The 22689-nt window shown below is 68.2% G+C and carries 26 protein-coding genes; 16 read left to right on the top strand and 10 right to left on the bottom strand.

Annotated features, from left to right (window positions below; genetic code table 11):
* Positions 1-244 precede the first annotated feature (244 nt).
* From ACFXN1_RS40410 to ACFXN1_RS40385, 6 genes are all read left to right on the top strand, one after another.
* A complete protein-coding gene (locus ACFXN1_RS40410; protein WP_379400236.1) occupies positions 245-688 on the top strand; it encodes a PaaI family thioesterase in 444 nt (147 codons plus the stop codon).
* A 129-nt stretch (positions 689-817) separates the two neighbouring features.
* Positions 818-1120, top strand: a complete 303-nt coding sequence (locus tag ACFXN1_RS40405; RefSeq protein WP_326310528.1) for an urease subunit gamma — start codon at positions 818-820, stop codon at positions 1118-1120.
* Between the two features lie 5 nt (positions 1121-1125).
* Positions 1126-1437, top strand: coding sequence for an urease subunit beta (locus tag ACFXN1_RS40400; protein ID WP_379442556.1), 312 nt, complete (start codon positions 1126-1128; stop codon positions 1435-1437).
* On the top strand, positions 1437-3158 hold the full coding sequence (locus ACFXN1_RS40395) for an urease subunit alpha (RefSeq protein ID WP_379442557.1): 1722 nt from the start codon (positions 1437-1439) through the stop codon (positions 3156-3158). The genes ACFXN1_RS40400 and ACFXN1_RS40395 overlap by 1 nt, the downstream gene beginning before the upstream one ends.
* 121 nt (positions 3159-3279) lie before the next feature.
* Complete coding sequence (locus ACFXN1_RS40390; protein ID WP_379442559.1) at positions 3280-3951, top strand: O-methyltransferase; 672 nt, start codon at positions 3280-3282, stop codon at positions 3949-3951.
* Positions 3952-4069: 118 nt separating this feature from the next.
* Entirely contained in the window at positions 4070-4339 is a 270-nt protein-coding gene (locus tag ACFXN1_RS40385; protein ID WP_379442560.1) for a hypothetical protein, read from the top strand.
* A 40-nt stretch (positions 4340-4379) separates the two neighbouring features.
* Here the strand turns inward: ACFXN1_RS40385 and ACFXN1_RS40380 are convergent, their stop codons facing one another.
* A complete protein-coding gene (locus ACFXN1_RS40380; protein WP_379442561.1) occupies positions 4380-4934 on the bottom strand; it encodes a PadR family transcriptional regulator in 555 nt (184 codons plus the stop codon).
* A gap of 88 nt (positions 4935-5022) precedes the next feature.
* Here ACFXN1_RS40380 and ACFXN1_RS40375 point away from each other — a divergent pair, with 88 nt between their 5' ends.
* Entirely contained in the window at positions 5023-5451 is a 429-nt protein-coding gene (locus tag ACFXN1_RS40375; protein WP_379442563.1) for a nuclear transport factor 2 family protein, read from the top strand.
* Positions 5452-5489: 38 nt separating this feature from the next.
* On the opposite strand, the gene ACFXN1_RS40370 is transcribed toward ACFXN1_RS40375, so the two are convergent.
* On the bottom strand, positions 5490-6926 hold the full coding sequence (locus ACFXN1_RS40370) for an RNA-guided endonuclease TnpB family protein (protein WP_379442564.1): 1437 nt from the start codon (positions 6924-6926) through the stop codon (positions 5490-5492).
* An 80-nt stretch (positions 6927-7006) separates the two neighbouring features.
* Here ACFXN1_RS40370 and ACFXN1_RS40365 point away from each other — a divergent pair, with 80 nt between their 5' ends.
* Positions 7007-7417 (top strand): YchJ family protein, encoded by a 411-nt coding sequence (locus ACFXN1_RS40365; protein WP_379442565.1) that lies wholly within the window; start codon positions 7007-7009, stop codon positions 7415-7417.
* A 30-nt stretch (positions 7418-7447) separates the two neighbouring features.
* Here the strand turns inward: ACFXN1_RS40365 and ACFXN1_RS40360 are convergent, their stop codons facing one another.
* The 4 genes from ACFXN1_RS40360 to ACFXN1_RS40345 all read right to left on the bottom strand — a co-directional run bounded on the left by ACFXN1_RS40360 (position 7448) and on the right by ACFXN1_RS40345 (position 12536).
* Positions 7448-8389 (bottom strand): formylglycine-generating enzyme family protein, encoded by a 942-nt coding sequence (locus ACFXN1_RS40360; RefSeq protein ID WP_379442567.1) that lies wholly within the window; start codon positions 8387-8389, stop codon positions 7448-7450.
* A gap of 11 nt (positions 8390-8400) precedes the next feature.
* Entirely contained in the window at positions 8401-10752 is a 2352-nt protein-coding gene (locus ACFXN1_RS40355) for an arylsulfatase (protein ID WP_379442568.1), read from the bottom strand.
* 169 nt (positions 10753-10921) lie between these two features.
* Entirely contained in the window at positions 10922-11512 is a 591-nt protein-coding gene (locus ACFXN1_RS40350; protein ID WP_379442570.1) for a cadmium resistance transporter, read from the bottom strand.
* A gap of 355 nt (positions 11513-11867) precedes the next feature.
* Positions 11868-12536 (bottom strand): TetR/AcrR family transcriptional regulator, encoded by a 669-nt coding sequence (locus ACFXN1_RS40345; protein WP_379442571.1) that lies wholly within the window; start codon positions 12534-12536, stop codon positions 11868-11870.
* A gap of 112 nt (positions 12537-12648) precedes the next feature.
* Here ACFXN1_RS40345 and ACFXN1_RS40340 point away from each other — a divergent pair, with 112 nt between their 5' ends.
* On the top strand, positions 12649-14148 hold the full coding sequence (locus ACFXN1_RS40340) for an MFS transporter (protein ID WP_379442573.1): 1500 nt from the start codon (positions 12649-12651) through the stop codon (positions 14146-14148).
* Here the strand turns inward: ACFXN1_RS40340 and ACFXN1_RS40335 are convergent.
* Positions 14145-14981, bottom strand: a complete 837-nt coding sequence (locus ACFXN1_RS40335) for a hypothetical protein (protein WP_379442574.1) — start codon at positions 14979-14981, stop codon at positions 14145-14147. The genes ACFXN1_RS40340 and ACFXN1_RS40335 overlap by 4 nt on opposite strands.
* A 117-nt stretch (positions 14982-15098) precedes the next feature.
* On the opposite strand from ACFXN1_RS40335, the gene ACFXN1_RS40330 reads away from it, so the two are divergent.
* Positions 15099-16001 carry an SDR family NAD(P)-dependent oxidoreductase gene (locus ACFXN1_RS40330; RefSeq protein WP_379400222.1) on the top strand — a complete coding sequence of 301 codons (903 nt, stop codon included), beginning with the start codon at positions 15099-15101 and terminating at the stop codon, positions 15999-16001.
* Here the strand turns inward: ACFXN1_RS40330 and ACFXN1_RS40325 are convergent.
* Positions 15990-16967, bottom strand: coding sequence for a zinc-binding dehydrogenase (locus tag ACFXN1_RS40325; protein WP_379442575.1), 978 nt, complete (start codon positions 16965-16967; stop codon positions 15990-15992). The two genes, ACFXN1_RS40330 and ACFXN1_RS40325, sit on opposite strands and share 12 nt — an antisense overlap.
* Positions 16968-17169: 202 nt before the next feature.
* Between ACFXN1_RS40325 and ACFXN1_RS40320 the strand changes: the two genes are divergently transcribed.
* The 4 genes from ACFXN1_RS40320 to ACFXN1_RS40305 all read left to right on the top strand — a co-directional run bounded on the left by ACFXN1_RS40320 (position 17170) and on the right by ACFXN1_RS40305 (position 19512).
* Positions 17170-17397 (top strand): hypothetical protein, encoded by a 228-nt coding sequence (locus ACFXN1_RS40320; protein ID WP_379442577.1) that lies wholly within the window; start codon positions 17170-17172, stop codon positions 17395-17397.
* A 61-nt stretch (positions 17398-17458) separates the two neighbouring features.
* Positions 17459-18091, top strand: a complete 633-nt coding sequence (locus ACFXN1_RS40315) for an urease accessory protein UreF (RefSeq protein WP_379400219.1) — start codon at positions 17459-17461, stop codon at positions 18089-18091.
* Between the two features lie 67 nt (positions 18092-18158).
* Complete coding sequence (gene ureG, locus ACFXN1_RS40310; protein WP_379442578.1) at positions 18159-18872, top strand: urease accessory protein UreG; 714 nt, start codon at positions 18159-18161, stop codon at positions 18870-18872.
* Positions 18862-19512: an urease accessory protein UreD gene (locus ACFXN1_RS40305; protein WP_379442587.1), complete on the top strand. Its 651-nt coding sequence runs from the start codon at positions 18862-18864 to the stop codon at positions 19510-19512. The genes ureG and ACFXN1_RS40305 overlap by 11 nt, the downstream gene beginning before the upstream one ends.
* 23 nt (positions 19513-19535) lie before the next feature.
* Here ACFXN1_RS40305 and ACFXN1_RS40300 read toward each other — a convergent pair whose 3' ends face one another.
* The gene (locus ACFXN1_RS40300) at positions 19536-20540 is read right to left on the bottom strand and encodes a nucleotidyl transferase AbiEii/AbiGii toxin family protein (RefSeq protein ID WP_379442580.1); all 1005 of its coding nucleotides are present in this window, start codon (positions 20538-20540) and stop codon (positions 19536-19538) included.
* Between the two features lie 405 nt (positions 20541-20945).
* Between ACFXN1_RS40300 and ACFXN1_RS40295 the strand changes: the two genes are divergently transcribed.
* Together ACFXN1_RS40295 and ACFXN1_RS40290 are read left to right on the top strand one after the other, a co-directional pair.
* Positions 20946-21647, top strand: a complete 702-nt coding sequence (locus ACFXN1_RS40295) for an SDR family oxidoreductase (RefSeq protein ID WP_379442581.1) — start codon at positions 20946-20948, stop codon at positions 21645-21647.
* A gap of 28 nt (positions 21648-21675) precedes the next feature.
* Entirely contained in the window at positions 21676-22095 is a 420-nt protein-coding gene (locus ACFXN1_RS40290) for a tautomerase family protein (RefSeq protein WP_379442582.1), read from the top strand.
* A 117-nt stretch (positions 22096-22212) separates the two neighbouring features.
* Here the strand turns inward: ACFXN1_RS40290 and ACFXN1_RS40285 are convergent, their stop codons facing one another.
* On the bottom strand, positions 22213-22653 hold the full coding sequence (locus tag ACFXN1_RS40285; RefSeq protein ID WP_379442584.1) for a hypothetical protein: 441 nt from the start codon (positions 22651-22653) through the stop codon (positions 22213-22215).
* Between the last annotated feature and the right edge of the window lie 36 nt (positions 22654-22689).

The following is a 22689-nucleotide window of genomic DNA, read 5'->3' as shown; positions in this document are numbered from 1 at the left end:
GGGGGGGGGGAGAAGGCGGAGGGGGGGGGGGGCTGGGCGGGGGGGGGGGGGGGGAGGGGGAGGAGGGGGGTGGGGTGCCCAGCAGAGCGAAACCCCCCACCACCGGCAGGGGATCGGGGCCACCGCAGCCCTCGGGGCCTCGCTCGATCCTGACGCCGAAGTCAGTATAGGTCAGGCTTACCTAACTATGCAAGCGTGTCGACCCGGCGGTCCGGACCAAGATCCCGCGTGCGAACGTGGAGCCATGAGCGACGACTTCTCCTCGATCAAGTCCCTGGCCGATATCACCCCGGAGCTGATGAACAAGCTCAGCGAGGGCACTTTCACCGACCTGCTGGGACTGAAGTTCACCGCGCTGAGCGGTGACGGGGTGGCCGCGGAGTGGGTGGTGACGCCGCAGCAGTATCAGCCGGCGGGCATCGTCAACGGCGGTGTGTACTGCACGGTCATCGAGACCCTCGCCAGCGTGGCCGCCGGCGCCTGGCTCGGCGATCGCGGGACCGTGGTGGGCGTCAACAACAACACCGACTTCCTGCGCGCGGTGCGGGAGGGCAAGCTGACCGGTGTCGCGAGCCCGGTCCACCGCGGGCGTTCGCAGCAGCTGTGGCAGGTGGTGATCACCGACGAACAGGATCGGACGGTGGCGCGCGGTCAGGTCCGGCTGCAGAACCTCAACCCCCAGAACTGAAGGCGCGGAACCGGAATCGCCGCGTCGGAACTCGTCGTCCGCGGATCGTATATCACCGAAACATGCTGGTAACGCAGGTCGTGCCAGAATGACCGACGATCCGTCCCCGCGATTCGACGAGGAGTCCGAATGCGACTGTCGCCGCACGAGCAGGAGCGCCTGCTGCTGAGTTACGCGGCCGAGCTGGCCCGGCGGCGACAGGCCCGTGGACTCAAACTGAACCACCCGGAAGCGATCGCGATCATCACCGATCACGTGCTCGAGGGGGCGCGCGACGGCCGCACCGTCGCCGAGCTGATGGCCTCGGGCCGCACCGTGCTCACCCGCGACGACGTCATGGACGGCATCCCGGAGATGATCCACGACGTCCAGGTCGAGGCCACGTTCCCGGACGGGACCAAGCTCGTCACCGTCCACCACCCGATCGGATGACGGCCATGATTCCTGGCGAATACCTCTGTGCCGAAGGCGCGATCGAGCTCAACGCGGGCGCGGAACGCATCGAACTGGATGTGGTCAATACCGGTGACCGGCCGGTTCAGGTCGGCTCGCACGTGCACTTCCCACAGGCCAATACCGCCCTGGAATTCGACCGCGCGGCCGCCCACGGTCACCGCCTCGACATTCCCGCCGGCACCGCGGTGCGCTTCGAACCCGGTCTGGGGCAGCGGGTTTCGCTGGTCCCGCTGGGCGGCGCCCGCGAGGTGCACGGAATCAGCCTCACCCCGCCCGGAAAGCTGGATGCCTGATGGCCGAACTGTCCCGCGCCCGTTACGCCGAACTGTTCGGGCCCACCGTCGGCGACCGAATCCGCCTGGCGGACACCGATCTGCTCATCGAGATCACCGAGGACCGCAGCGGCGGACCGGGTCTCGCCGGTGACGAGGCCGTCTTCGGTGGCGGCAAGGTGCTGCGCGAATCCATGGGCCAGGCCCGCGCCACCCGCGCCGAGGGCACCCCGGACACCGTCATCACCGGCGTGGTGATCGTCGACTACTGGGGAATCATCAAGGCCGACATCGGTATCCGTGACGGCCGCATCGTCGCCATCGGCAAGGCGGGCAACCCCGACACCATGAGCGGGGTGCACCCGGACCTGGTGGTCGGGCCCTCGACGGAGATCATCGCCGGCAACGGCCGCATCGTCACCGCGGGCGCCATCGACTGTCACGTGCACTTCATCTGCCCGCAGATCCTCGACGAGGCCATGGCCGGCGGCATCACCACCCTCGTCGGCGGTGGCACCGGACCCGCCGAGGGCTCCAAGGCCACCACCGTTACCCCGGGCGCCTGGCATCTGGCCCGCATGCTGGAGTCCACCGACTCCTGGCCGGTGAACATCCTGCTGCTGGGCAAGGGCAATACCGTGCGCGATGACGCGCTGTGGGAGCAATTGCGCGGTGGCGCGGGCGGTTTCAAACTGCACGAGGACTGGGGCACCACCCCGGCCGCCATCGACCACTGCCTCACCGTGGCCGACGCCTCCGGCGTGCAGGTGGCGCTGCACTCGGACACCTTGAACGAGGCCGGATTCGTGGAGGACACCCTCGCCGCCATCCGGGGCCGGGCCATCCACTCGTATCACACCGAGGGTGCGGGCGGCGGGCACGCACCCGACATCATCACCGTCGCTTCGCATCTCAATGTGCTGCCCAGCTCCACCAACCCGACGCGGCCGCACACCATCAACACCCTCGACGAGCATCTGGACATGCTCATGGTGTGCCATCACCTGAGCCCGTCCATTCCGGAGGATCTGGCCTTCGCGGAGAGCCGGATCCGGCCCTCCACCATCGCGGCCGAGGACCTGCTGCACGATCTGGGCGCGATCTCCATGATCGGCAGTGACGCGCAGGCCATGGGCCGCATCGGCGAGGTGGTCATGCGCACCTGGCAGACCGCGCACGTCATGAAGCGCCGTCGCGGCGCGCTGCCCGGCGACGGCGCGGCCGACAACAACCGGGTGCGGCGCTACGTCGCGAAATACACCATCTGCCCGGCGGTTACGCACGGCCTCGACGCCGAGATCGGCTCCATCGAAGTGGGCAAACTGGCCGACCTGGTGCTGTGGGAGCCCGCCTTCTTCGGGGTCCGCCCGCACGCGGTCATCAAGGGCGGCACGATCGCCTGGGCCGCCATGGGCGACGCCAACGCGTCCATTCCCACTCCGCAGCCGGTACTGCCGCGCCCGATGTTCGGGGCCGCGCCGAGCGTGGCGGCGGGAACCTCGCTGCACTTCGTGTCCGAGCAGGCTATCGAGAACGGCCTCGCGAACCGGCTGCGGGTGAACCGGAAACTGGTGCCGGTGGCCAATGTTCGCAGCCGCACCAAGGCCGACCTCCCCAACAACGACGCCATGCCCCGCATCGAGGTGGAGCCGGACACCTTCACCGTCCGGATCGACGGGGAGGTGTGGGCCGAACAGCCCGCCACCGAACTGCCCATGGCACAGCGGTACTTCCTGTTCTGAACGGAGCCGGCGCCGGGCGCGGCGAGCGCGCGCCCGGCACCGAGCCCGGCTCCCGAGTGGGAAATCTCTCGGCGTGAGCGCAATGCTGGGAGTGCGCCGGAGGCGGTGGCAGACTTCGGATATGACGACTGCCGAGTGGGCCGAAGTTGATCGCTATCTCGTCGAAACCCTGGTGGGAGACGCGGATTCGGAAACCTTGCGCGCGAACGCGGCGGCGGGACTGCCCGCCATCGACGTCTCGCCGCCGCAGGGCAAGTTCCTGTATCTGATCGCGAAATCCGTGCGGGCGCGGCGCGTACTCGAGGTCGGCACGCTGGGTGGATACAGCACCACCTGGCTGGCGCGGGCCGTCGGGAAGGCCGGCCGGGTGGTGACCCTCGAGTACGAGCCGAAGCACGCCGAGGTGGCGCGCCACAATCTGGATCGCGCGGGGGTGGGGGAGCGGGTCGACATCCGGGTCGGCGCGGCGCTGGACTCGCTGCCGGTGCTGGCCGAGGAGCAGCCGGAACCGTTCGATCTGGTCTTCATCGATGCCGACAAGGTCAACAACGCCAACTATGTGCGGTGGGCCCTGCGGCTGACCCGGCCCGGGTCGGTGATCATCGTCGACAATGTGGTGCGCAATGGCGGCATCGCCGACGCCGCGTCGGCGGATGCGGCGGTGCGGGCCAGCCGGGAGGTCCTCGAATTGATCGCCGCCGAGCCACGATTGGACGGGACCGTACTGCAGACCGTCGGCGGAAAGGGCTGGGACGGTTTCGCTTACGCGGTCGTGCTCGGCGAGGACGACTGAGCTTCACGTCACTGAACGGAGGGTGAACTGGGCATACGCTGCCCGGTCCACCTCGTCCCGGAAAATTTGCTGCACGTTTGCTTGTCATCCTGTGGATGTCGTCAATACGGTCGTACGCATGACGGACCCGTACGGCTCGACCTTTCCGCCGCCCGCCTTCGTGGCCCCGCCGGAACCCGGCCATCGACCCGGCGTGCTCGAGCGGTTGCGCTCGGCCGTGTTCGTGGCCGCGCCGGTCGTCGCGCTCGTCGGGACGGTGGGTGTGCTCGCCGTCGTCATCTATCGAGGTGAGCATCCGGCCACCGCCGACCCCGGCCGGAACCAGCGGGCCGGGGTCTCCACCACCGTGTCGGCCAGTCCGGTGATCCCGGTCGTGCACGCGTCGTAATGCCCTGCGGAGCAATCACTGTCACCTGCCCTGCGGGCGATCACTCTCGCGAACCGGGCGTTTCGTCCGGGTTCGCGGCCAACTCCTCCCAGTAGTCCACGTACGCCTGCTCGTGCATGATGCCCAGCCGCAGCACGCGGGCGCGTGAGGTCGCGCGCTCGCTGTCGTCCGGATCGATCTCGTTGTAGAGCGTCCGATACAACTCCAGCCAGCCGCGATGCTCGGCGGCCTGATTGCGGGCCAGCGCCACCACGTCACCGGGCTCGCCGAGATCGGCGAAGAACAGTTTCAGCTGCGCGGGATCGCGGGTCTCCGGCGGCGGCGCGGTCGGGTCGCCCAGCCAGCGGGTGAGTTCGGCGCGGCCGGCGTCGGTGAGATGGAAGACGCGGCGGCGGCGTCCGCTCTCCTCGGCCTCCTCGTGTAGCAGGCCCTGCTCGGCCAAGCGCGGCGGGACGCGATAGAGCTGGGCGTGCGGGATGGGCCAGAACTTGTCGACGCTCTCCTCCAGGCGGACCTTCAGGTCGTAGGGCGTCAGCGGGCCGTGCCGGGCGATGAGGCCCAGCACGATGTGGTCCTGCGGGCCGAGGTCGGTCATTCGGCAACTCCTCTCGGGTTGACACGGTATCGCTGAGACTATACATTCCTTCCCGTCATACCGTATCAATGAGACTATTGGAGTTGGGATGCGCGACTACGCCATCGACCTGTACAACCGCTGGGCCGCCCTCTGGAGCGGCGACCTCGCCATCGCCGGTGAGATCATGGCGCCCGAATTCACCCTCCGCTACGCCCAGCCCGGCGCGACCGTCTTCGACGACGTCCACGACCCCGCGGCCCTCGCCGCCGTCGTCGATGCGTTCCGCGCCGAGCGGCCGGGTCTGGAGTATGACCCGCAGGGCGTGCCCGTCGTCGACATGACCGACGGCCGAACCGGACTGATCGCCCAGCCCTACGGGGCCCGGGTCGTCGATCCGGACGGCACCGTCGTGCGCGACATCAGCGGTACCGACATCCTGCGATTCGAGAACGGGCGGATCGTCGAGGTCTGGTCGGTGTCCGGTGGACCCACCGGACGCAGCTTCTACCCTTACAGCGCGTCTGAAAAACCCTGATCGGTTATCAGGCACCGCCCTTCTCGGGCGTCGTCGGTTCACGCCACTTGCGTGGTGTGTACGTCGGTTCCCGCGTCGTCCGGGCCGGTTTCACCGGCACCCGTAGGGTGTCGGTCAGCGCCTTCCCGTCGGCGGGCGTTGATTACCCGGCCTCCTGCTTGGGGGTCCGGGGGTCGGGGAGAGTCTTCGTGCTGGATCGTCGGCCATACCGCGAGGTTGACCGCGGCGTTGTGGTCGCGCTCGGCGCGAAACCCGCACTCGCAGGTGAACACCCGATCCGACAAGGTCAGCTGCGTGTTCATCCTGGCGCAGGCCGAGCAGCGTTTGCTCGATGCGTACCAGCGGTCGGCGGTGACGACGGTGCCGATGCGCCACTGTTGTTTGTAGCGCACGATTCGGCCGAAGTCGGCCCATCCGGCGTCGCCGATCGCTTGCGCCAGATGGTGGTTGGCCAGCATGCCCGCCACATTCAGGTCCTCGATGACGAGCCGGTCGTGGGTTTTGACCAGCGTGTTGGCGACCTGATGCAGGAAGTTGCGGCGAACATTGGCGACATGGTGGTGATGCTGCGCCAGCCGTGCGGCAGCGTCCTTGCGGTTTCGCGATCCTTTCTGCTTGCGGGACAACGATTTCGCCAGCCGTCGCTGCTGGAGCAGCCCGGCCGCCAGCGGTTTGGGCGGGTTGTCGATGCGGGCGACTTCGGTGCCGTCCGCTGTGGCGGCGACCAGGAAATTCGACAACCCGCGGTCGACCCCCACCCAGCCAGTGTCATCGTCGGCCGCACGCGGCCGGTGGCGGACAGCCGGGTGGTAGTCGGCGGCCTCGATGGTCACGCTGAGCTGCCAGCGACCCGCCCGGAACGTCACAGTGGTGTAGAGGACACTGGCGCGCCCGTTCGCGAGCATGCGCCGCAGGCGACGAGTGTCCTCCCGCACCCGGATTGTTCCGATACCGGGCAGGGTCACCGATCGCGGAATTCCGTTGTCGCCGACCCGGATCCCCGCGCGACCGGACTTGGAGATCCTGTTGCGCAGCCGAAACGACGGGGTGGTCGAAGTCTTCCTCTTGAATCGAGGGAATCCGACCTCCTTGCCTTTGCGTTTGCCGGTGCGGGAGTCGGCAAACGCGGTCAGGGCGCGACCGCAATCCACGGCGGCTTCTTCGAACACCTGCTGGCACACTTCGCCGCGCCACACCAGACCGGTCACTGCGATTGCGGCGACCCCATTCGGGTCGACGCAGATCACCCGGCCCGCGGCTTCGGTCTTCTTCCAGGTGTTGAACGCGTTGATCAGACTGAACCCGGTCCACGGCACCTGGTGATCAGGATCGGTTGCGCGTTGGGTGAGCGCGGTTTTCACGAAGTCGAGGGACTTGTTGAACGCGAACCGTGCCGCGCCGGCGTGGCGGTCGAGCTCCCGCTGCTGCTCGACCGTGGGGTCGAGGCAGTAGCGGAAGGTGGTGTGGCGGCTCATCACCGGCGAGTGTGACACAAGCCACCGACAGGAATGATCGCACCACTCGTCGTATGCGGCCAATCCGTAAGCTTAGGCCCATGTCGAAGCGCCGCACCCCCCGTCCCGTGCCCGAGGGCTGCCCGTGCGGGCTGCCCGCCGCGTACGCCGACTGCTGCGGGCGCCTGCACCGCGGCGAGGTGACTGCGAGCACCGCCGAACAGCTCATGCGGTCGCGCTTCAGTGCCTTCGCGGTGCGGGACGAGGCGTATCTGCTGCGCAGCTGGGCCCCCGAAACCCGGCCCGCCGATGTGGATTTCGACCCGGGACTGCGCTGGGACCGGCTCGAGATCCTCGGCACGACCGGCGGGGGACCGTTCCACACCGAGGGCACGGTGGAGTTCCGTGCCCACTACCGGGCCCACGGCCGGGCGGGACAGCTGCACGAGAACAGCCGCTTCCGCCGCGACCACGGGGCATGGGTCTACCTCGACGGCGATATCGAGAACTGATCAGCGGATTCGCTTCTGCCGCATCACTTGTCACGGACCTTCGTCGCGCACGACACAGCGGAATCCGAGATGGCAGGTGGCGGTGTCCTCGGTCTGCCCCTGCCGGGCGGCCGGGCGGTAGCGCAGGCAGTAGTCGGCCGCGCACAGATACGAGCCACCCTTGACCACCCGGCGTGGAAAGCGTTGCGCCGCTTCGACTTCGGGTGTGTCCACCCGTGGGTTGCGTGGAGCGCAACAGGACGACGCCGAGTGCCCGGGGCGAAAGAAGTCGACTGTCCACTCCCACACGTTGCCGGTCACGTCGTACAGACCGTAACCGTTGGGCGAATAGGTGCCGATCGCCGTGGTGCCGGGCGTGGACGTCTGTCCTCGGCCGGGATGGAACTTCCAGGGGAAGGCGCCGACCCAGACATTGGCCAGGCGCCGGCCGGTGGGTTCGAATTCGTCACCCCAGGCGTAGGTCGCCGATTCGAGTCCGCCACGGGCCGCGTACTCCCATTCCGCCTCCGTGGGTAGCTGTTTGCCGGCCCAGGCCGCGTAGGCCGCGGCGTCCTCGTAGGCGACCTGGGTGACCGGGTGACGGTCGAGCCCGTCGAGCGTACTGCCGGGCCCGTGTGGATGGCGCCAGCCGGCTCCCGGAACGTACCGCCACCAGCGGCGCCAGTTGTCCAATGACACCGGACCCGAGGTGGGCCGGAACACCAGCGCGCCCGGTGTCAGGTCCGCCGGCTCCGCATCCGGGTAGTCCTCGGCCGCCGGAATGCGTTCGGCGACAGTGATGTATCCGGTTTGCTTCACGAATCGCCGGAAGGCGGCGTTGGTCACCGGGTGCGGGTCGATCCAGAACGAATCGACTCGCACCCGATGCACCGGCCGCTCCTCGGGGAAGAAATCCTCCGAACCCATGCTGAAATCGCCACCGGCTATCCGGACCATGCCGCGGTGGACCTCTGCGCGGATCGCGGTGGCCATGGGAGCTCTCCTCAATCGCGCGAAAAGGCTGCGGCCGCCACCATTTCCAGATCCTGGTACGGTTTTCCGCTCACGTCCTCGATGACCTGGTGCATGGTCCCTCCAGTGAACGGGAACGGTGACCGGTATCGCGCCGAAACGGACTGACCGGTGTCCCGGCCGACCCGGACGCCCTCCCCGACACCGGAGAACACGGTCGGCTGGATCCGCATGTCGTCGAGTGAACCCACGGGGTTCTCATCGATGTAGAGGACGGCCTCACCCGTGGGCGTGAAGTGGTCGGGCCGGGTGCCGTGCCGTTCGTACCGCACCCCGAGGATGTGATCGCCGAGCGGTACCCGGCGGTCGGAGACGATGGCCTGTTCCTCCTCGCCGAGGAAGTTGTAGATGTAGCACAGGCGACCGTCCTGGACGAACAAGGCGTGCCCGCCGAGCCGCCCACCGTGGGCGAACAGCACCCCCTCCGCGTCCGGGCTGGTGATCGTCGTCTCGGCGAGCAGCGCGAACGAACGTCCCAGAATCTCGAGCGCCGCGCCCGGTCCGACCTCCGCGCTGTCCGGGTAGTAGACGGCCCGGTCCAGGCCCTTGGCGTAGGTCGGGCGATAGCGCACCATCGCGGAGATGATGTCGAGATCGTTGAGCGGCATCCCGTTGTATTTCTCGGCCTCCGAGAACCACAGTGCCTTCAATTCCTCCAGCTTCTCGGGATGAACCTCGGCCAGGTCGTGCATCTGGCTGCGGTCCTGTTCGAGATGGAACAGTTCCCAGCGGTCCTTGTCGAAATGTCCCCAGCCGGACGGGCAGGCCGCGTGAATGGTGTCGGCGAACCACCCGCGATGCCAGATGCCGCGCGTGCCCAGCATCGAATAGAACTGGGTGTGCTTGCCGACATCGGCGTCGGCGTCTTCGAACAGGGCCCGGAAGCTGACCCCTTCCAGGGGGCGCTGCTCCACGTTCTTCACCGTGTCCGGGGGTGTGATGCCGAGCAGTTCGTAGACGGTGGGAGTGATGTCGCAGACGTTGAGGTACTGGTGGCGGATCTCACCGCGGGCCGGGATGCCGGCCGGCCACGACATCACGCATGGATCGGCGATGCCGCCTTCGTGCGAGGCATACCGCTTGTACAGCTTGTACGGGGTGTTGAAGGCCATCGCCCACCCGATGCTGTAGTGGTTGTAGGTGGTCGGCAAACCCAGCTCGTCGAGCTTGGCCAGACTGTCCTCGATCGTGTCGATGTAGCCGTTGAAGAACTTCATCTCGTTGACCGAACCGTTCGGACCGCCCTCGCCGCTGGCACCGTTGTCCGAGAAGGCCACGATGATGGTGTTGTCGAGCTGACCGCTCTCCTCGAGATAGTCCAGCAACCGGCCGATCTGCGCGTCCGTGTACGACAGGAATCCGGCGAACACCTCCGCCTGCCGGGCGAACAGCCGTTTCTCGTTGTCGGACAGCGAATCCCATGCTCGGACCGTGTCCTGCGCCGGCCACGGCTTGCCGTCGGCACTGGTGACGTTCATGTACGGGTTCATGGGCGACAGCTCGGTGTTCTCCGGCACCAGGCCCATGCGTTTCTGGTTCTCCAGCACTATCTCGCGATACTTCTCGTAGCCCATGTCGAACCGGCCGCGGTATTTGTCGGCCCACTCGTGCGCGACGTGGTGCGGCGCATGCCCGCATCCCGGGCACAGGTACATGAACCACGGTTTGTCGGGGGCGATCACCTTTGCGTCGCGAATGAATTCGATCGACTTGTCGGCCAGATCCTTCGACAGGTGATACCCGTCCTCCGGCGGATACGGCTGCGAGATCGGGTGATTGTCGTACACCAGGTTCGGATACCACTGGTCGGCCTCGCCGCCCAGGAAGCCGTAGAACCGCTCGAACCCGCGCCCCAGCGGCCAATGCCGCTTGGACGCCGCGAGATTCTCCTCCTCGAGCGGCGTCATGTGCCATTTGCCGACGGCGTAGGTGTTCCACCCGCGCTCGGCGAGCACCTCCGAACACAACGCGGTGTCGGCGGGTATGCGACCCGAGAGGCTCGGGAATCCATCGCTGAATTCTTCGATCGTCGCCATGCCGACCGATGACGCATTTCGCCCGGTCAGCAGCGAGGCACGCGTGGGCGAACACAGTGCGGTGGTGTGGAACTGCGTGAACTGCACGCCCCGATCGGCGATCCGCTTCATATTCGGCATGTCGACCAGACCGCCGTAGCAGTCCCAGGTCGCGATTCCGATGTCGTCCCACACGAGATACAGCACGTTGGGCGCACCCTGCTTCGCGGTCGGCTCTGCGTACGGCTCCCAGTCGGCGACCGAGTCACGGATATCTAGGGCGACATGTCCTGCGAACTTCCTGGCCATCATTCACCTCTGGAAAAGGAGAATCGTTGGTAGTGATACCCAGCTCCGGCGATACCGCTGGGAGTTCATCGACGCGTCGGTGACCATGCCATTCCTGGACTCCGGTGTCCGGAACTCTCGCTGCTCACCGGCCTCTCGTTCCGATAGAAGAGTACCGACCGGAATGGACTCAAAGTAGCGGTTGGCCGAACACGAGGCCCGAACGGTCGATGATGTAGAGCCCGAGCACGATCAGCACGACCGGCATCAGCCAACGGCTGTAGCGCCGCAGGGTTTCGGCCGGCCGGCGATGGGATATCAGCACCATGCCGGCCGAACACCAAGCGGCGGTGAGGATGGCGAACACCATGACGGTGAGCAACGCGTCCGCCGGTCCCATGATGCGAAAGGCCGGAGTGTAGACGGAGATATTGTCCCCGCCGTTGGCGACGGTCAGTCCCACCACCGACCACAGCCCGGTGCCGGCCGGGGGCGGTGTGCGATCGCAGCGCCGATGGGCCCTGACCAGCATCCCGATCCCCAGGCTCAGCGGGACCACGCCGAGCAGTCCGATCCACTCCACCGGGACGGCGCAGAGTCCCAGCGCCGCCAGCCCGGACACCGCCACGATCAGCCCGACGCCGAGGAACTGCCCGGCCCAGATCTGCCACCGCCTCGGGATCCCCGTGCTGCGCGAGGTGACGTTGAGCACCGTCAACACGACCGCATTGTCGATGTTGGTACCGACGAACATCGCCGCGGCGGTCACGACGGTGGCCATCTCCGCCAAGCCTGGGTGAGCGCCGGGTGGGTTCGGGCGCGGTTCCGAGTTCGGTACACATCGACCACCGATCGATGGACGGAACGGATGCCGAATCATGTTGACGGCAAAAGCATGTGGCCGGCGCCGGTGTCCCGCTGGATATCACGGCCTGCGACCCGGATGGCCTTGCCTGGGAACTCGAAAGAGAGTGTTCGAGTCTACGAGTGATCGAACAGGGGCACAAGACGCCGTCGCCGGTCTGCACGCAGAAGCAGCAGAACTGCATCGTCTGCATCATTGCAGTCCATGTAATGATGCAGACGATGCCGGACAACGGGATTCAGTGGTGCCCATGGTGGTGATTCCGGGCGGATCAGTGAAGGGCGTGGGCCTCGAAGCCGTCGCACATTGCGGTGAGACCGGTGTCGAGCAGGTGCTCCGGATTCAGCAGGGCGGTGTCGCCCGTGCCGACGAGATCGGCGAGCGGGGGCGGGGTGGGCCAGCGCGGGTCGCCGTCGAGCAGTGCGGTGAGCCCGGAGCGTTCGTCGGCGCTGCTGTCGCGGCCCTGCAGCAGCCGGGCGCTGACCTCCTGCAGGGCGACCCCGGCGATGTAGCTCCACACCGACAGTGACATGCGGGTCGCCTCACGGGTGTCGACGCCGAGCTCGGCGAACCCCTCGACCAGCCAGCTCAGTACCACCAGGCTGTGCTCGCCGAAGTTGTAGCGCGGCACCGCGAAGGTGAACAGCACCCACGGATGTTCCTGGTAGAGACGCCAATCCACCTCGGCCGCGATCCGCACCCGGTCCCGCCAGGTCCAGTCCTGGCCCTCGGCCGGCGGGTAGGGGTTGCGCCGCGAGACCTCGTCGGTCATGGCCGCCAGCAGGGTGTCCTTGTTGGGGATGTGCCGGTACAGCGACATGGCGCCGGAGTTCATCCGATCGGCGATGCGGCGCATGGACAGGGAATCCAGTCCGGACTCGTCGGCCAGGGTGATGGCGGTGTCGACGATGGCGGCCCGGGTGAGCTTGGCCTCGGTCATCGGACGAATTGTTCCCTTCCGCGCAGGGTATGCGTACACTGTACTCGCGCTCGTGCGTACAACGTACGCGCGCATTTTCTTGCAAGCCCGAAATCAGCCCGAAGGATAGGTCATGACGAGTACCCTCGCGCGTCCCGACGTGAAGACGCCGCGCCGCGCCTGGGCGGGCCTGGCGGTTCTGCTGTTGCCGGTGCTGCTGGTGTCGATGGACATGTCGGTGCTCTACCTGGCCATGCCGACCCTCACCCAGAGCCTGGATCCGTCCGCGACACAGCAGCTCTGGATCCTCGACATCTACGGCTTCATGATCGCCGGACTGCTCATCACCATGGGCAATCTGGGCGACCGCATCGGGCGCCGCAATATTCTGCTCGCCGGTGCCACGGTCTTCGGAATCGCCTCGGCGCTGGCCGCTTTCGCACCCAGCGCGGGCGTGCTCATCGCGGCGCGGGCGCTCATGGGCATCGGCGGCGCGACGTTGCTGCCGTCCAGCCTGGCCCTGATCTCGACGCTGTTCCCGAACGATCGGGCGCGGGCCACCGCCATCGGCGTCTGGACCGCGTTCTTCGCGGGCGGGTCGGCGGTCGGGCCCATCATCGGCGGCATCCTGCTGCACCACTTCTGGTGGGGCTCGGTGTTCCTCATCAATACGCCGGTGCTGCTGGTGCTGCTGGTCTTCGGTCCGCTGCTGCTGCCCGAGCACCGCGACGCCGGGCGCGGGCGCCTGGACTGGGTGAGCGTGCTGCTGTCCATCGGTGGCATCCTGCCGCTCGTGTACGCGGTCAAGCATTGTGCGGCCGAGGGATTCGACCTGCCGGCCGTCGGCATCGGGATCCTCGGTGTACTGCTGCTGACCGCGTTCATCCGGCGGCAGCGCATGCTGGCCGAACCGCTGCTGGATCTGAGCCTGTTCCGGCGCGGGCTGTTCTCGGTGGCCATCGGGTCCAGCACGGTCGGCATGCTGGCGCTGGCCGGCATGAGCTACCTGACCAGCATGTACCTGCAATCGGTGACCGGACGCGACGCGCTGCAGTCGGCGCTGCTCGGGATTCCGGGGGCCGTGGTGGTGTTCGTGTTCTCGATGAGCGGCGCGCGGATCGGGCGCAGGCTCGGCACCAAGACCACCTTCGTGCTGGCGCTGAGCATGGCGTCCCTCGGCAATCTCATGCTGCTCGGGGTCGGTGTGGACGGCGGGATCGGCTGGTACATCGCCGGTTCCGTGGTCGCGGGCGCGGGCTTCGGCATCGCGTTCACGCTGGTGTCGGAGGTGGCGGTGTCGTCGGTCCCGGCCGAGCGGGCCGGGTCGGCGGTCGGCATCTCCGAGACCAGCTTCGAACTCGGCAACGGGCTGGGCCTGGCGCTGCTGGGATCCCTGGCGGCCCTGGTGTTCCGCTCCGGCGGGGACTTCGGGCCGACGCTGGGCGAGACCGTCGCCCAGGCCGGCGGCAATGGCGCCCTGGTCGAATCGGCGCGCGAATCGTTCGTGACCGGCATGCACGTGGCGACCACCACCGGTGCGGTGCTGCTGGCCGCGATGGCGGTGGTGGCGTTCTTCGCCAAGTCCGGCGCCCCCGCGACCAGCGCCGCGGTGCCGGCCGGTTCCGCGCACTAGCCGAACAGGGTGGTCCACACCTCGGTGACGCGGGCGCGCCAGGGCATGACCACCCGCTGATACGCCCAGCGCACCGGGCCCACGAGGGCACGCCAGGCGCGGGCGACGGCCGCGAAGAGTGGTTGCAGGACAGCGCGGTTGAACCAGCGGCAGGGGGTCACCACCGTGATGTGGACGACGGTGGTGGCCACCCGCCAGCCGAACAGGACCGTCACGATCACCGCGTAGACCAGCGGACGCAGCACCCATCGCCACAGGTGCTCGGCGGGCCACACGATCAACCAGGTGACGAGCGGCTCGATCACGGTGACCAGCAGCCAGTGGCCGCCGGGCCGCAGGATTCGCCGCCACAGGGCCGAGATCGGGACGGCGACCAGCCACTTCCACGCCATGGCCAGCGTCCACCCGATCGCCTCGGCGATCGGTCTCACCACGCTGCGGAAGATCCACGGGATGCCCGGCTTCAGGACCCGCCGCCACAGCCACTCCTCGATGGCGCGCTGGATCGGGCGCAGGACATAGGCGAGCAGGAATGCCCCGATCGGGGTGAGGACCATGCCGAACAGCAGCTGCTGGATCAGCAGGTGCCAGAGATAGTTGCGCACGAAATTGCGCAGCGGGCGGAAGACCCAGTCCCGGAACAAGATCGCTAGCGGTCGTGCCAGATGCTCGTTGAACAGCCTGAATGCCGCGGCGATCAGTCGCGGTATCCGGGTGAGCGCCTCCCATACCAGCCGCGGTGGCACGAACAGCACCAGCACGATGCCGCGGGCGATCCACCCCAGGATCGAGACGTGTTCCGGCGTCGGCTCTTCCGGCGCTCGATGCGACATGACGGATTCCTTCCCCCGTAGACCGCCTCCCATCCTGGTGCCGGAAAGTGGGCTGCGCCCAGGGTATTTCCACTCAGTTCCCGATCACATACCGGTCCGACGGTTAGGCTCGGAAACGTGGCTGAGCAAGACGCTCCGAACAGTGCGCGACCGGCCGGGTCGAACGGACGTCCGTTGGCGGAACGCGTGGCGACCAGACTCTTCTATCCGACCTCCCGGCCGCGTGAGAAGGCGCTGCGCGAGGCCGTGTCCGGCGAGGTCATCCTGGTGACCGGCGCCTCGCACGGCATCGGCAAGGCGGCGGCGCGGAAACTGGCGGCCGCGGGCGCGACGGTCCTGCTGGTGGCGCGGTCGCTGGAGGACCTCGAACAGGTGGCCGCCGAGATCCGGGGAGCGGGCGGGACGGCGCACGTCTACCAGTCGGACATCACCGAATTCGATGCCGTCGAGGCGCTGGGACAGCGGGTGCTGGCCGAGCACGGCCGGGTCGACGTGATGATCAACAACGCGGGCCGGTCGATTCGCCGCCCGATCGACCGATCCTACGACCGGTTCCACGATTTCACCCGCACTATCGACGTCAACTACCTCGGACCTGTGCGGCTGCTGCTCACCCTGCTGCCGAGCATGCGCGAGCACCGGCGCGGACATATCGTGAACATCTCCACCTGGGGACTGCGCATGCCGCCCGCGCCGCGGTGGTCGGCCTACGGTGCGTCCAAGGGCGCCTTCGACATCTGGTTGCGCACCGTGGCGACCGAGATCGCCGCCGACGGTGTCACCACCACCTCGGTGTACATGCCGCTGGTGCACACCCGCATGAGCGCGCCCACCGATTTCTCCGGCGTGCCCGGGCTCACCGCCGACGAGGCGGCCGATCTCATCTGCCACGCCGTGGTGGCGCGGCCGCTGGAGATCTCGCCCTGGTGGACCGGTCCGGTGCAGGCGTTCTCGGATCTGCGGCGCGGGGCCGCGCAACGGTTCATGGAGCGCGGCATGGGTCGCAGGTCAGGGAAGTAGCACCACTTTTCCGGTCGTTTCGCGGGATTCCAGGGCCCGGTGCGCGGCGGCGGCCTGCGCGAGTGGGAAGGACTGGACGGCCGGGCGCAGACGACCGGTCGCGGCCTCGGCCAGCGCGCGAGTCTCCAAGGCGCGCAAGCCGCCCGCGCGTTCGAGCATGGGCGGGCCGAGCACGACCTGCGAGGTGATGCCGCGGGCGGCGAGGGCCTGCTCGTCGAGGTCGATCTGTCCGCCGGACCAGCCGAACACCAGTCGCACGCCGCCGGCGCCGAGTAGATCGACCGCGGTGCGGGCGATCTCGCCGCCGACACCGTCGAACAGCAGGGTGGCCGGGCGGTCGCCGTAGCGGGCGCGCACCGCGTCCGGCCATGCCGGATCCAGGTAGTCCAGCGCCAGATCCGCGCCGTTCTCGTAGACCTGATCGGCCTTCGCCTTGCCGCCCGCGAGCCCGATGACGGTCGCGCCCGCGGCGGCCAGGTACTGCACCAGCAGGGTGCCGATGCCACCTGCCGCGGACGGCACGATGGCCACGGTCTCGGCGCTGACCTGGGCGAAGCCGAGAATCCCGAGCGTGGTGCGTCCGGTGCCGATCATCGCGACCGCGGCACCGGCATCGACACCGTCCGGAATCGTGTGCAGCCGTTCGGCTTCGGTCACGGTGAGTTCCGCGTATCCGCCCGGCACCTGCCCGATGTGGGCGACGACCGCGCGGCCGAGCCAGCTGTCGTCCACTCCGGAACCGACCCGGTCCACCGTCCCCGCCACCTCCCGGCCGGGGATGGTCGGCAGTTCCGGGATCGGCATCGGCGATCCCGAGAAGCCCTGCCGCAGTGTGGTATCCAGCAGATGCACCCCCGCCGCGCGGACCGCGATCCGCACCTGGCCGGGACCGGGCTCGGGGTCCGGGACCGTCTCGTACCGCAGATTCTCGGCAGGTCCGAACTCGTGAAGACGGATGGCGCGCACAGCAACTCCTAGTCTCGGCAATGAACGTGCCCCCAAGCCTGCAACCTGAACATTGGTTCAGGTCAAGTTCCCTTGCGTGGGTCCGCCGCCTGCGGCGTTGAATCCCCCCCAATTTGAAACAAATTGACTTCACACTCATGGCTTTCGGGTTAGTCTCGCTGCGCTCCGCTTCCTGTGAGCTTGCTGTGAGAGAGGACGATTCATGAAAACCGTTGTGCTGAAAGCCTGTGCGATCGCGGCCATCGGCTCCGGACTCGGCGCGACCCCAGCCCTGGCCGCTCCGCTGTCGCTGCAACCCGCCGCCCCCGAACCGGCCGCGGTGAACCCCGTCGCCGGGCTGGTCCCCGAGACCGGTTCCGCGGGCACGCTCAATTCCTTCACCTGCGCCCTGAAGAGCATCTCGGCCTCGATGCCCTGCCTGCTCACCTAGCCGAGGGGACGCGGCCGGGCGCGGCCTAGGATCGGGCCATGCGATATCCGGACGTGCGGCGATGAGCCTGGCCACCCTCCTCACCCTCGCCGATTCCCGGCTGCCGATCGGCGGGCACGTGCATTCGGGCGGGGTCGAGGAGGCGGTCGCCTCGGGTCTGCTGCGCGATGTCGCCAGCGTCGAGCTCTACCTGCGGCGGCGCATCCGGACCTCCGGTCTGGTGGCGGCCTCACTCGCCGCCGCTGTGTGTGCGGGGACCCTCGAACCGGGGCGCGCCGAACTCGAGGCCGACGCGCGGACGCCGTCGCCGGCGGCCCGGGCGGCGTCGCGGGCCCAGGGGCGCGGGCTGCTGCGGCTGGCCAAACAGGTCTGGCCGCAGGCCGATTGGCGGGCGCTCGGCGCTCGACCGCATCTGTCCACGGTGTTCGGGGTGGTCGGCACGGTGTGCGATGCCGCACCGGAGGACATCGCCGCTGTCACCGTCTACACCACCATGACCGGGGCCGCGACGGCCGCGCAGCGACTGCTGGCCCTCGATCCCGCCGCGGTCGCCGCCTGCACCGTCCGGCTCGCCGAGTTGTGCGACGCCACCGCGCGGCAGGCGGCGAAATCGCTTGCCGCGCTCTCCGACCCGCTGCAGGACGTGCTCGCCGAGCGGCACCTGCGGCGGGACATGCCGCTGTTCGCGTCCTAGCCGGTCACCGGGTTGGTAACAACCGGTTTACGTGGCTGGGCAAGGATGGGGGTGAAAGGAGCCGCACATGCCACCTCACCTGATCGACGGGGAACCGCACGACCACAGCCACGACCGGCCCAAGCGGGAGCGGACGCCGGGCGAGCCGCTGCGGATCGGGATCGGCGGGCCCGTCGGGTCCGGGAAGACCGCGCTGACCGCGGCCCTGTGCCGGCAGCTGCGGGACGAGCTGTCGCTGGCCGTGCTGACCAATGACATCTACACCACCGAGGACGCGGACTTCCTGCGCCGGCACGCGGTGCTGCCCGACGAGCGGATCACCGCGGTCCAGACCGGCGGCTGCCCGCACACCGCGATCCGCGACGACATCACCGCGAATCTGGATGCCATCGACGACCTGATCGAGGCGAACCCGCCGCTGGATCTCATCCTGGTCGAATCGGGCGGCGACAATCTGACCGCCACGTTTTCCTCCGGCCTGATCGACGCGCAGATCTTCGTGGTGGACGTGGCCGGTGGTGACAAGGTGCCGCGCAAGGGCGGACCGGGCGTGACCTGGTCGGATCTGCTGGTCATCAACAAGACCGACCTGGCCCCCATGGTCGGCGCGGATCTGGCTGTCATGGACCGGGATTCGACCAAGGTGCGCGAGGGCCGGCCGTTCGTGTTCACCTCCCTCACCGAGGACCCGGCCGCGACGCCGGTCCTGGCCTGGGTGCGCGAGCGGCTGCGTGTGGCGGCCGAACAGGACGCGGCGGCGGGCAGTGCCCATTCGCACTGAGCTCCGCATCACCGCGACCGCCGGGACGCTGCCGCACATCCACGCGGTCGGCGGCCTGGCGGCGCGGCACACCGGCGTGGACACGGTGCATATCATCGGCACCGCCGCCACCCCGCTCGGCGGTGACGTGCTCGACATCGTCGTCTCGGTGGGTGAGGGCGCACGGTTGACGGTCCGGTCGGTGGCCGCCACCATCGCGCTGCCCGGGCGCGAGACCCGGAAGTCCGTGGCGCACTGGCACTTCGACGTGGCCGCCGGCGGCGAACTCGAGGTCGATCCCGAACCGACGGTGGTCGCGGGCGGCGCCGAGCACGACACCTTCACCACCATCCGGCTGGAAGAGGGTGCGCGCCTGCGCATTCGGGAACGCGTCCAGGTCGGCCGTACCGGCGAGGACCACGGCTACTGGAGCGGCGAGCTCACCGCCGACATCGGCGCCACCCCACTCCTGCGCCACCGCCTCGAACTCGGCGCCGACACCATCACCGACGATGCCCTCTCGGCCCCGCGCGCACTGGAGAGTGTGCTCACCTACCCCGACGACCGCCCAGCCGACACCACCGGCCTGGACGCAGCACTTCTACCCCTCGCCGCAGGCGGCACCCTGTTCACCCGGACGGGTCGCCTGCTGACCCGCTGACCGCAATCGCCTCGCGGGGAGCCCTATGTCCGGGCTCGGGTGAGCGCTCGGACCAGTCGTTCGAGCCATTCGCGCAGGCTGCCGGTGACGTCAGGATGGTTCTGCCGGAACGCGTCCCAGTGGACGTTCCAGGTGAGGATGTCGTCGGCTTCGAAATCGTCGGCTGCCGTGCCGAGGGCTCTGCGCAGCAGCGGCCGGGGTAGGTGGATGCGCGGGGACTCCGCCAGGAGCACGGCGTCGTAGAGATCCTTGCCCGCGCCGCCGTCGCGGATGTCGACGTACTCCGAGGTTCTGGTGGATTCGGTGAACAGCCACAGGAGTTTCCATGCCAGGGACAGTTCCGGGCTCGCCGTGGCGCACGGGGTGGGCGCGCTGCCGTCACCGCGTGGCACGAGGGTCCAGACGGGGGAGTCGGGGAGGGATTGGTCGGCGGCGAAATCCAACTGGACCTCGCCCGCCATCGCGTCGGGTCCGGTCGTGTACCAGGGCACCCGGACCCTGAGGCCGGGGGTGTCGTAGTAGTCGAGGGTATAGCTCCCGTCCGCAACCTCGTCGATACCGTCGGCGCTCAGGACCACACCTGCCGGGGTCGCCGGTCGCTGCCGGATCGTCTCGATCAGGTTGTCCAGCAGGGGAGTCCAGGTGTGGTTGTCGCTGTAATCGTCCGGATCCACCCAGTGCAGGCCCTCCGGCGGCAGGATCGGGCGCAGCCCGAAGGACTCGAACTGCTCGTCCTCCCACATCTCGCCGGTCACCGCCCCGAACGCGGCCTCGGGCCAGTGCTGCACCCAGGACATGTCGTCGACATAGGGAAACGGGTCGGCCGGATCGGTGAAGGCGATATCGGTCGGGTCGGGCACGATCCAGTCCAGATCGGCCGGCGGCCTCGCCTTGTCGCCGACCCACGCGGCCATGGTGATACTCCCGCGCAGCACCAGCCCACGGCCCCAAGGGGATTCGGCGATCAGCTCCAGCGTGTGGTCCAGCGCCGCCCGATGAGCGGCGCGGAACCGCGGTGTCCTCTCCACCTCCCTGACGCTAGAACAGGGGTGTGACAGGAAATCGCGGTCGTTCCAGGTTGTCGACCGCGAAAGCGTCACGCGCTCACCAGACTTGGACGATCAAGATCAGGGAGCCGTCACTGCGGAATTCTGCCCTTTCCCACTCTGGGAGCTTTCTGATCTTGTCGCCAGCATTGCGCCGCAACAGATTCGGGCCCGCGATCATCGCGCTGCGCGGGGTGCCTGGCCGGCGACGCGCGTCGCTACTTTCCGGCCCGGGCCCGAGATGGCGAGGCCAGGTGGTCTCGCAGCGGCCTCGGCGAGATCGATGCCCATCCCGAGGACGGCAGATCTGCCACCTGTACCTACTCCCACAAGGTGGCTATAGTTGGATATAGTCAGATACGGCAGTCGGTGACTCAGGAGGTAGATATGACCACAATCGAGGGTGCGAATGTTCTGGTGACGGGCGGGCAGCGCGGGTTGGGCCGTGCGTTTGCCCGGGAGTTTCTGGACCGGGGTGCGGCCAAGGTGTACGTGAGCGCGCGGAAGCCGGAATCGAGTGACGATCCGCGGATCGTGCCGGTCGAGCTGGAGGTCACCGATCCGGATTCGATTGCCGCGGTCGCGGAGCGGGCCGGGGATGTGAGCATTGTGGTGAACAATGCGGGGGTGTTGCGGCCGGCTCCGCTGTTGCAGACCGAGATGGCGGATGTGGTGGAGACGTTCGAGACGAATGTCTTCGCGCCGCTGCGGATCGCGCGGGCTTTCGCGCCGATCCTCGCCGCGAACGGTGGTGGGGCGCTGGTGGATATCCACTCGGTGCTGTCCTGGGGTTCGGGGGCGGCCGCGTACGGCGCGTCGAAGGCCGCTCTGTGGTCGATCACCAACTCCCTGCGGATCGAACTGGCGGGGCAGGGTACGCAGGTGGTCGGTGTGCATCTCGGGTTCGCCGACACCGACATGGTCAAGGCCATCGCGGCGCCGAAGATCAGCCCGGCCGAGGTGGCGGCGGCGGTCGCCGACGGGTTGGAGCAGGGGGCGACCGAGGTGCTCGTGGACGAGTTCACCAGGCAGGTGAAGGCGGCGCTGTCCGGCCCGGTCGAGGGCCTCGTGCTGCCGCTCGGTCGCTGAAAATCCGTCTCTTCCAAGGGAGTTCATCATGCCGCTGTGGCACATCTATCACCCCGCCGACACCCTCACGGCCGAGGACAAACAGAATTTCGCCAAGGACATCACGGCTTACTACGCGCGCTTCGGGCTGCCGGAGTTCTACGCGGTGGCGCTCTTCCACGAGGTCCCGGCCGACTCCTTCTACGTCGGCGGGGTATCGATCCCCGCGGTGCGGATCACCATCGACCATCTGGCGCGCCAACTCGACGACCCCGATCTGCGCAAGCACATGAGCGAGCGCCTGCACGCCCTCATGGCCCCGTACACCCACGACCGCGGGCTGCATCTCGAATTCAATATCAACGAGGTACCCCGGGACACCTGGATGATCGGTGGACTGTTCCCGCCCCCGCCCGGCAGCCATATCGAGCGCGGCTGGGCCGAGGCGAACAAACCCATTCCCTACTGACCGAGGACGTGGCCCGTATCGGCGCGGTGAGATGCCGGGGCTGGTGGGAACCGGCCCTCACCGCCGGTTCCCACCGCGAGCACAGCGGTGCTCGATCGAGCTGCTCGGCGGCGAGGGTCAGTCGCCGACAACGCGGGGTTGAGCATTGAACGCGATGAACGCACCGACTGCGGCGCCTGCGTGCCCGGGCCCGTCGGGCCCGGGCACGACGCGAGCGTCCGCTGCGTTGGCCGAGACCGGGATCCGGGCCGGCGGGTGCAGTACGCCCACGGGGGCGAGGTAGCTCGTGTCCGGGGCTTGACTCGACCACTGGATGGAGCTCTTGATGTCACCCGGAATGTGCAGGCCCTCATAGGGATTCACGTTCGGGGCGTCGGCGGCCGGCCACTGCGCCCTGGGCGCGTCGTCCTGCTGTGTCATCGGAGCGACCTCGGCCGGTGCCGCGTTCGCGGTGCCCGGTCCGACGATCGCCAGTATTAGTGGAACCGCCCCTGCCGCAACCACATTGCCGACCTTGTTCCGGTGCGGGTTGAGTGCTCGGTGCTTACCTGCGGCCATGCAGAACCTTTCTGTTCGGGCAGAACATCTAGGGGT

This window comes from Nocardia sp. NPDC059154, assembly GCF_042755705.1.
Classification (GTDB): domain Bacteria; phylum Actinomycetota; class Actinomycetes; order Mycobacteriales; family Mycobacteriaceae; genus Nocardia.
This window is presented reverse-complemented; position numbering and strand designations above follow the sequence as displayed.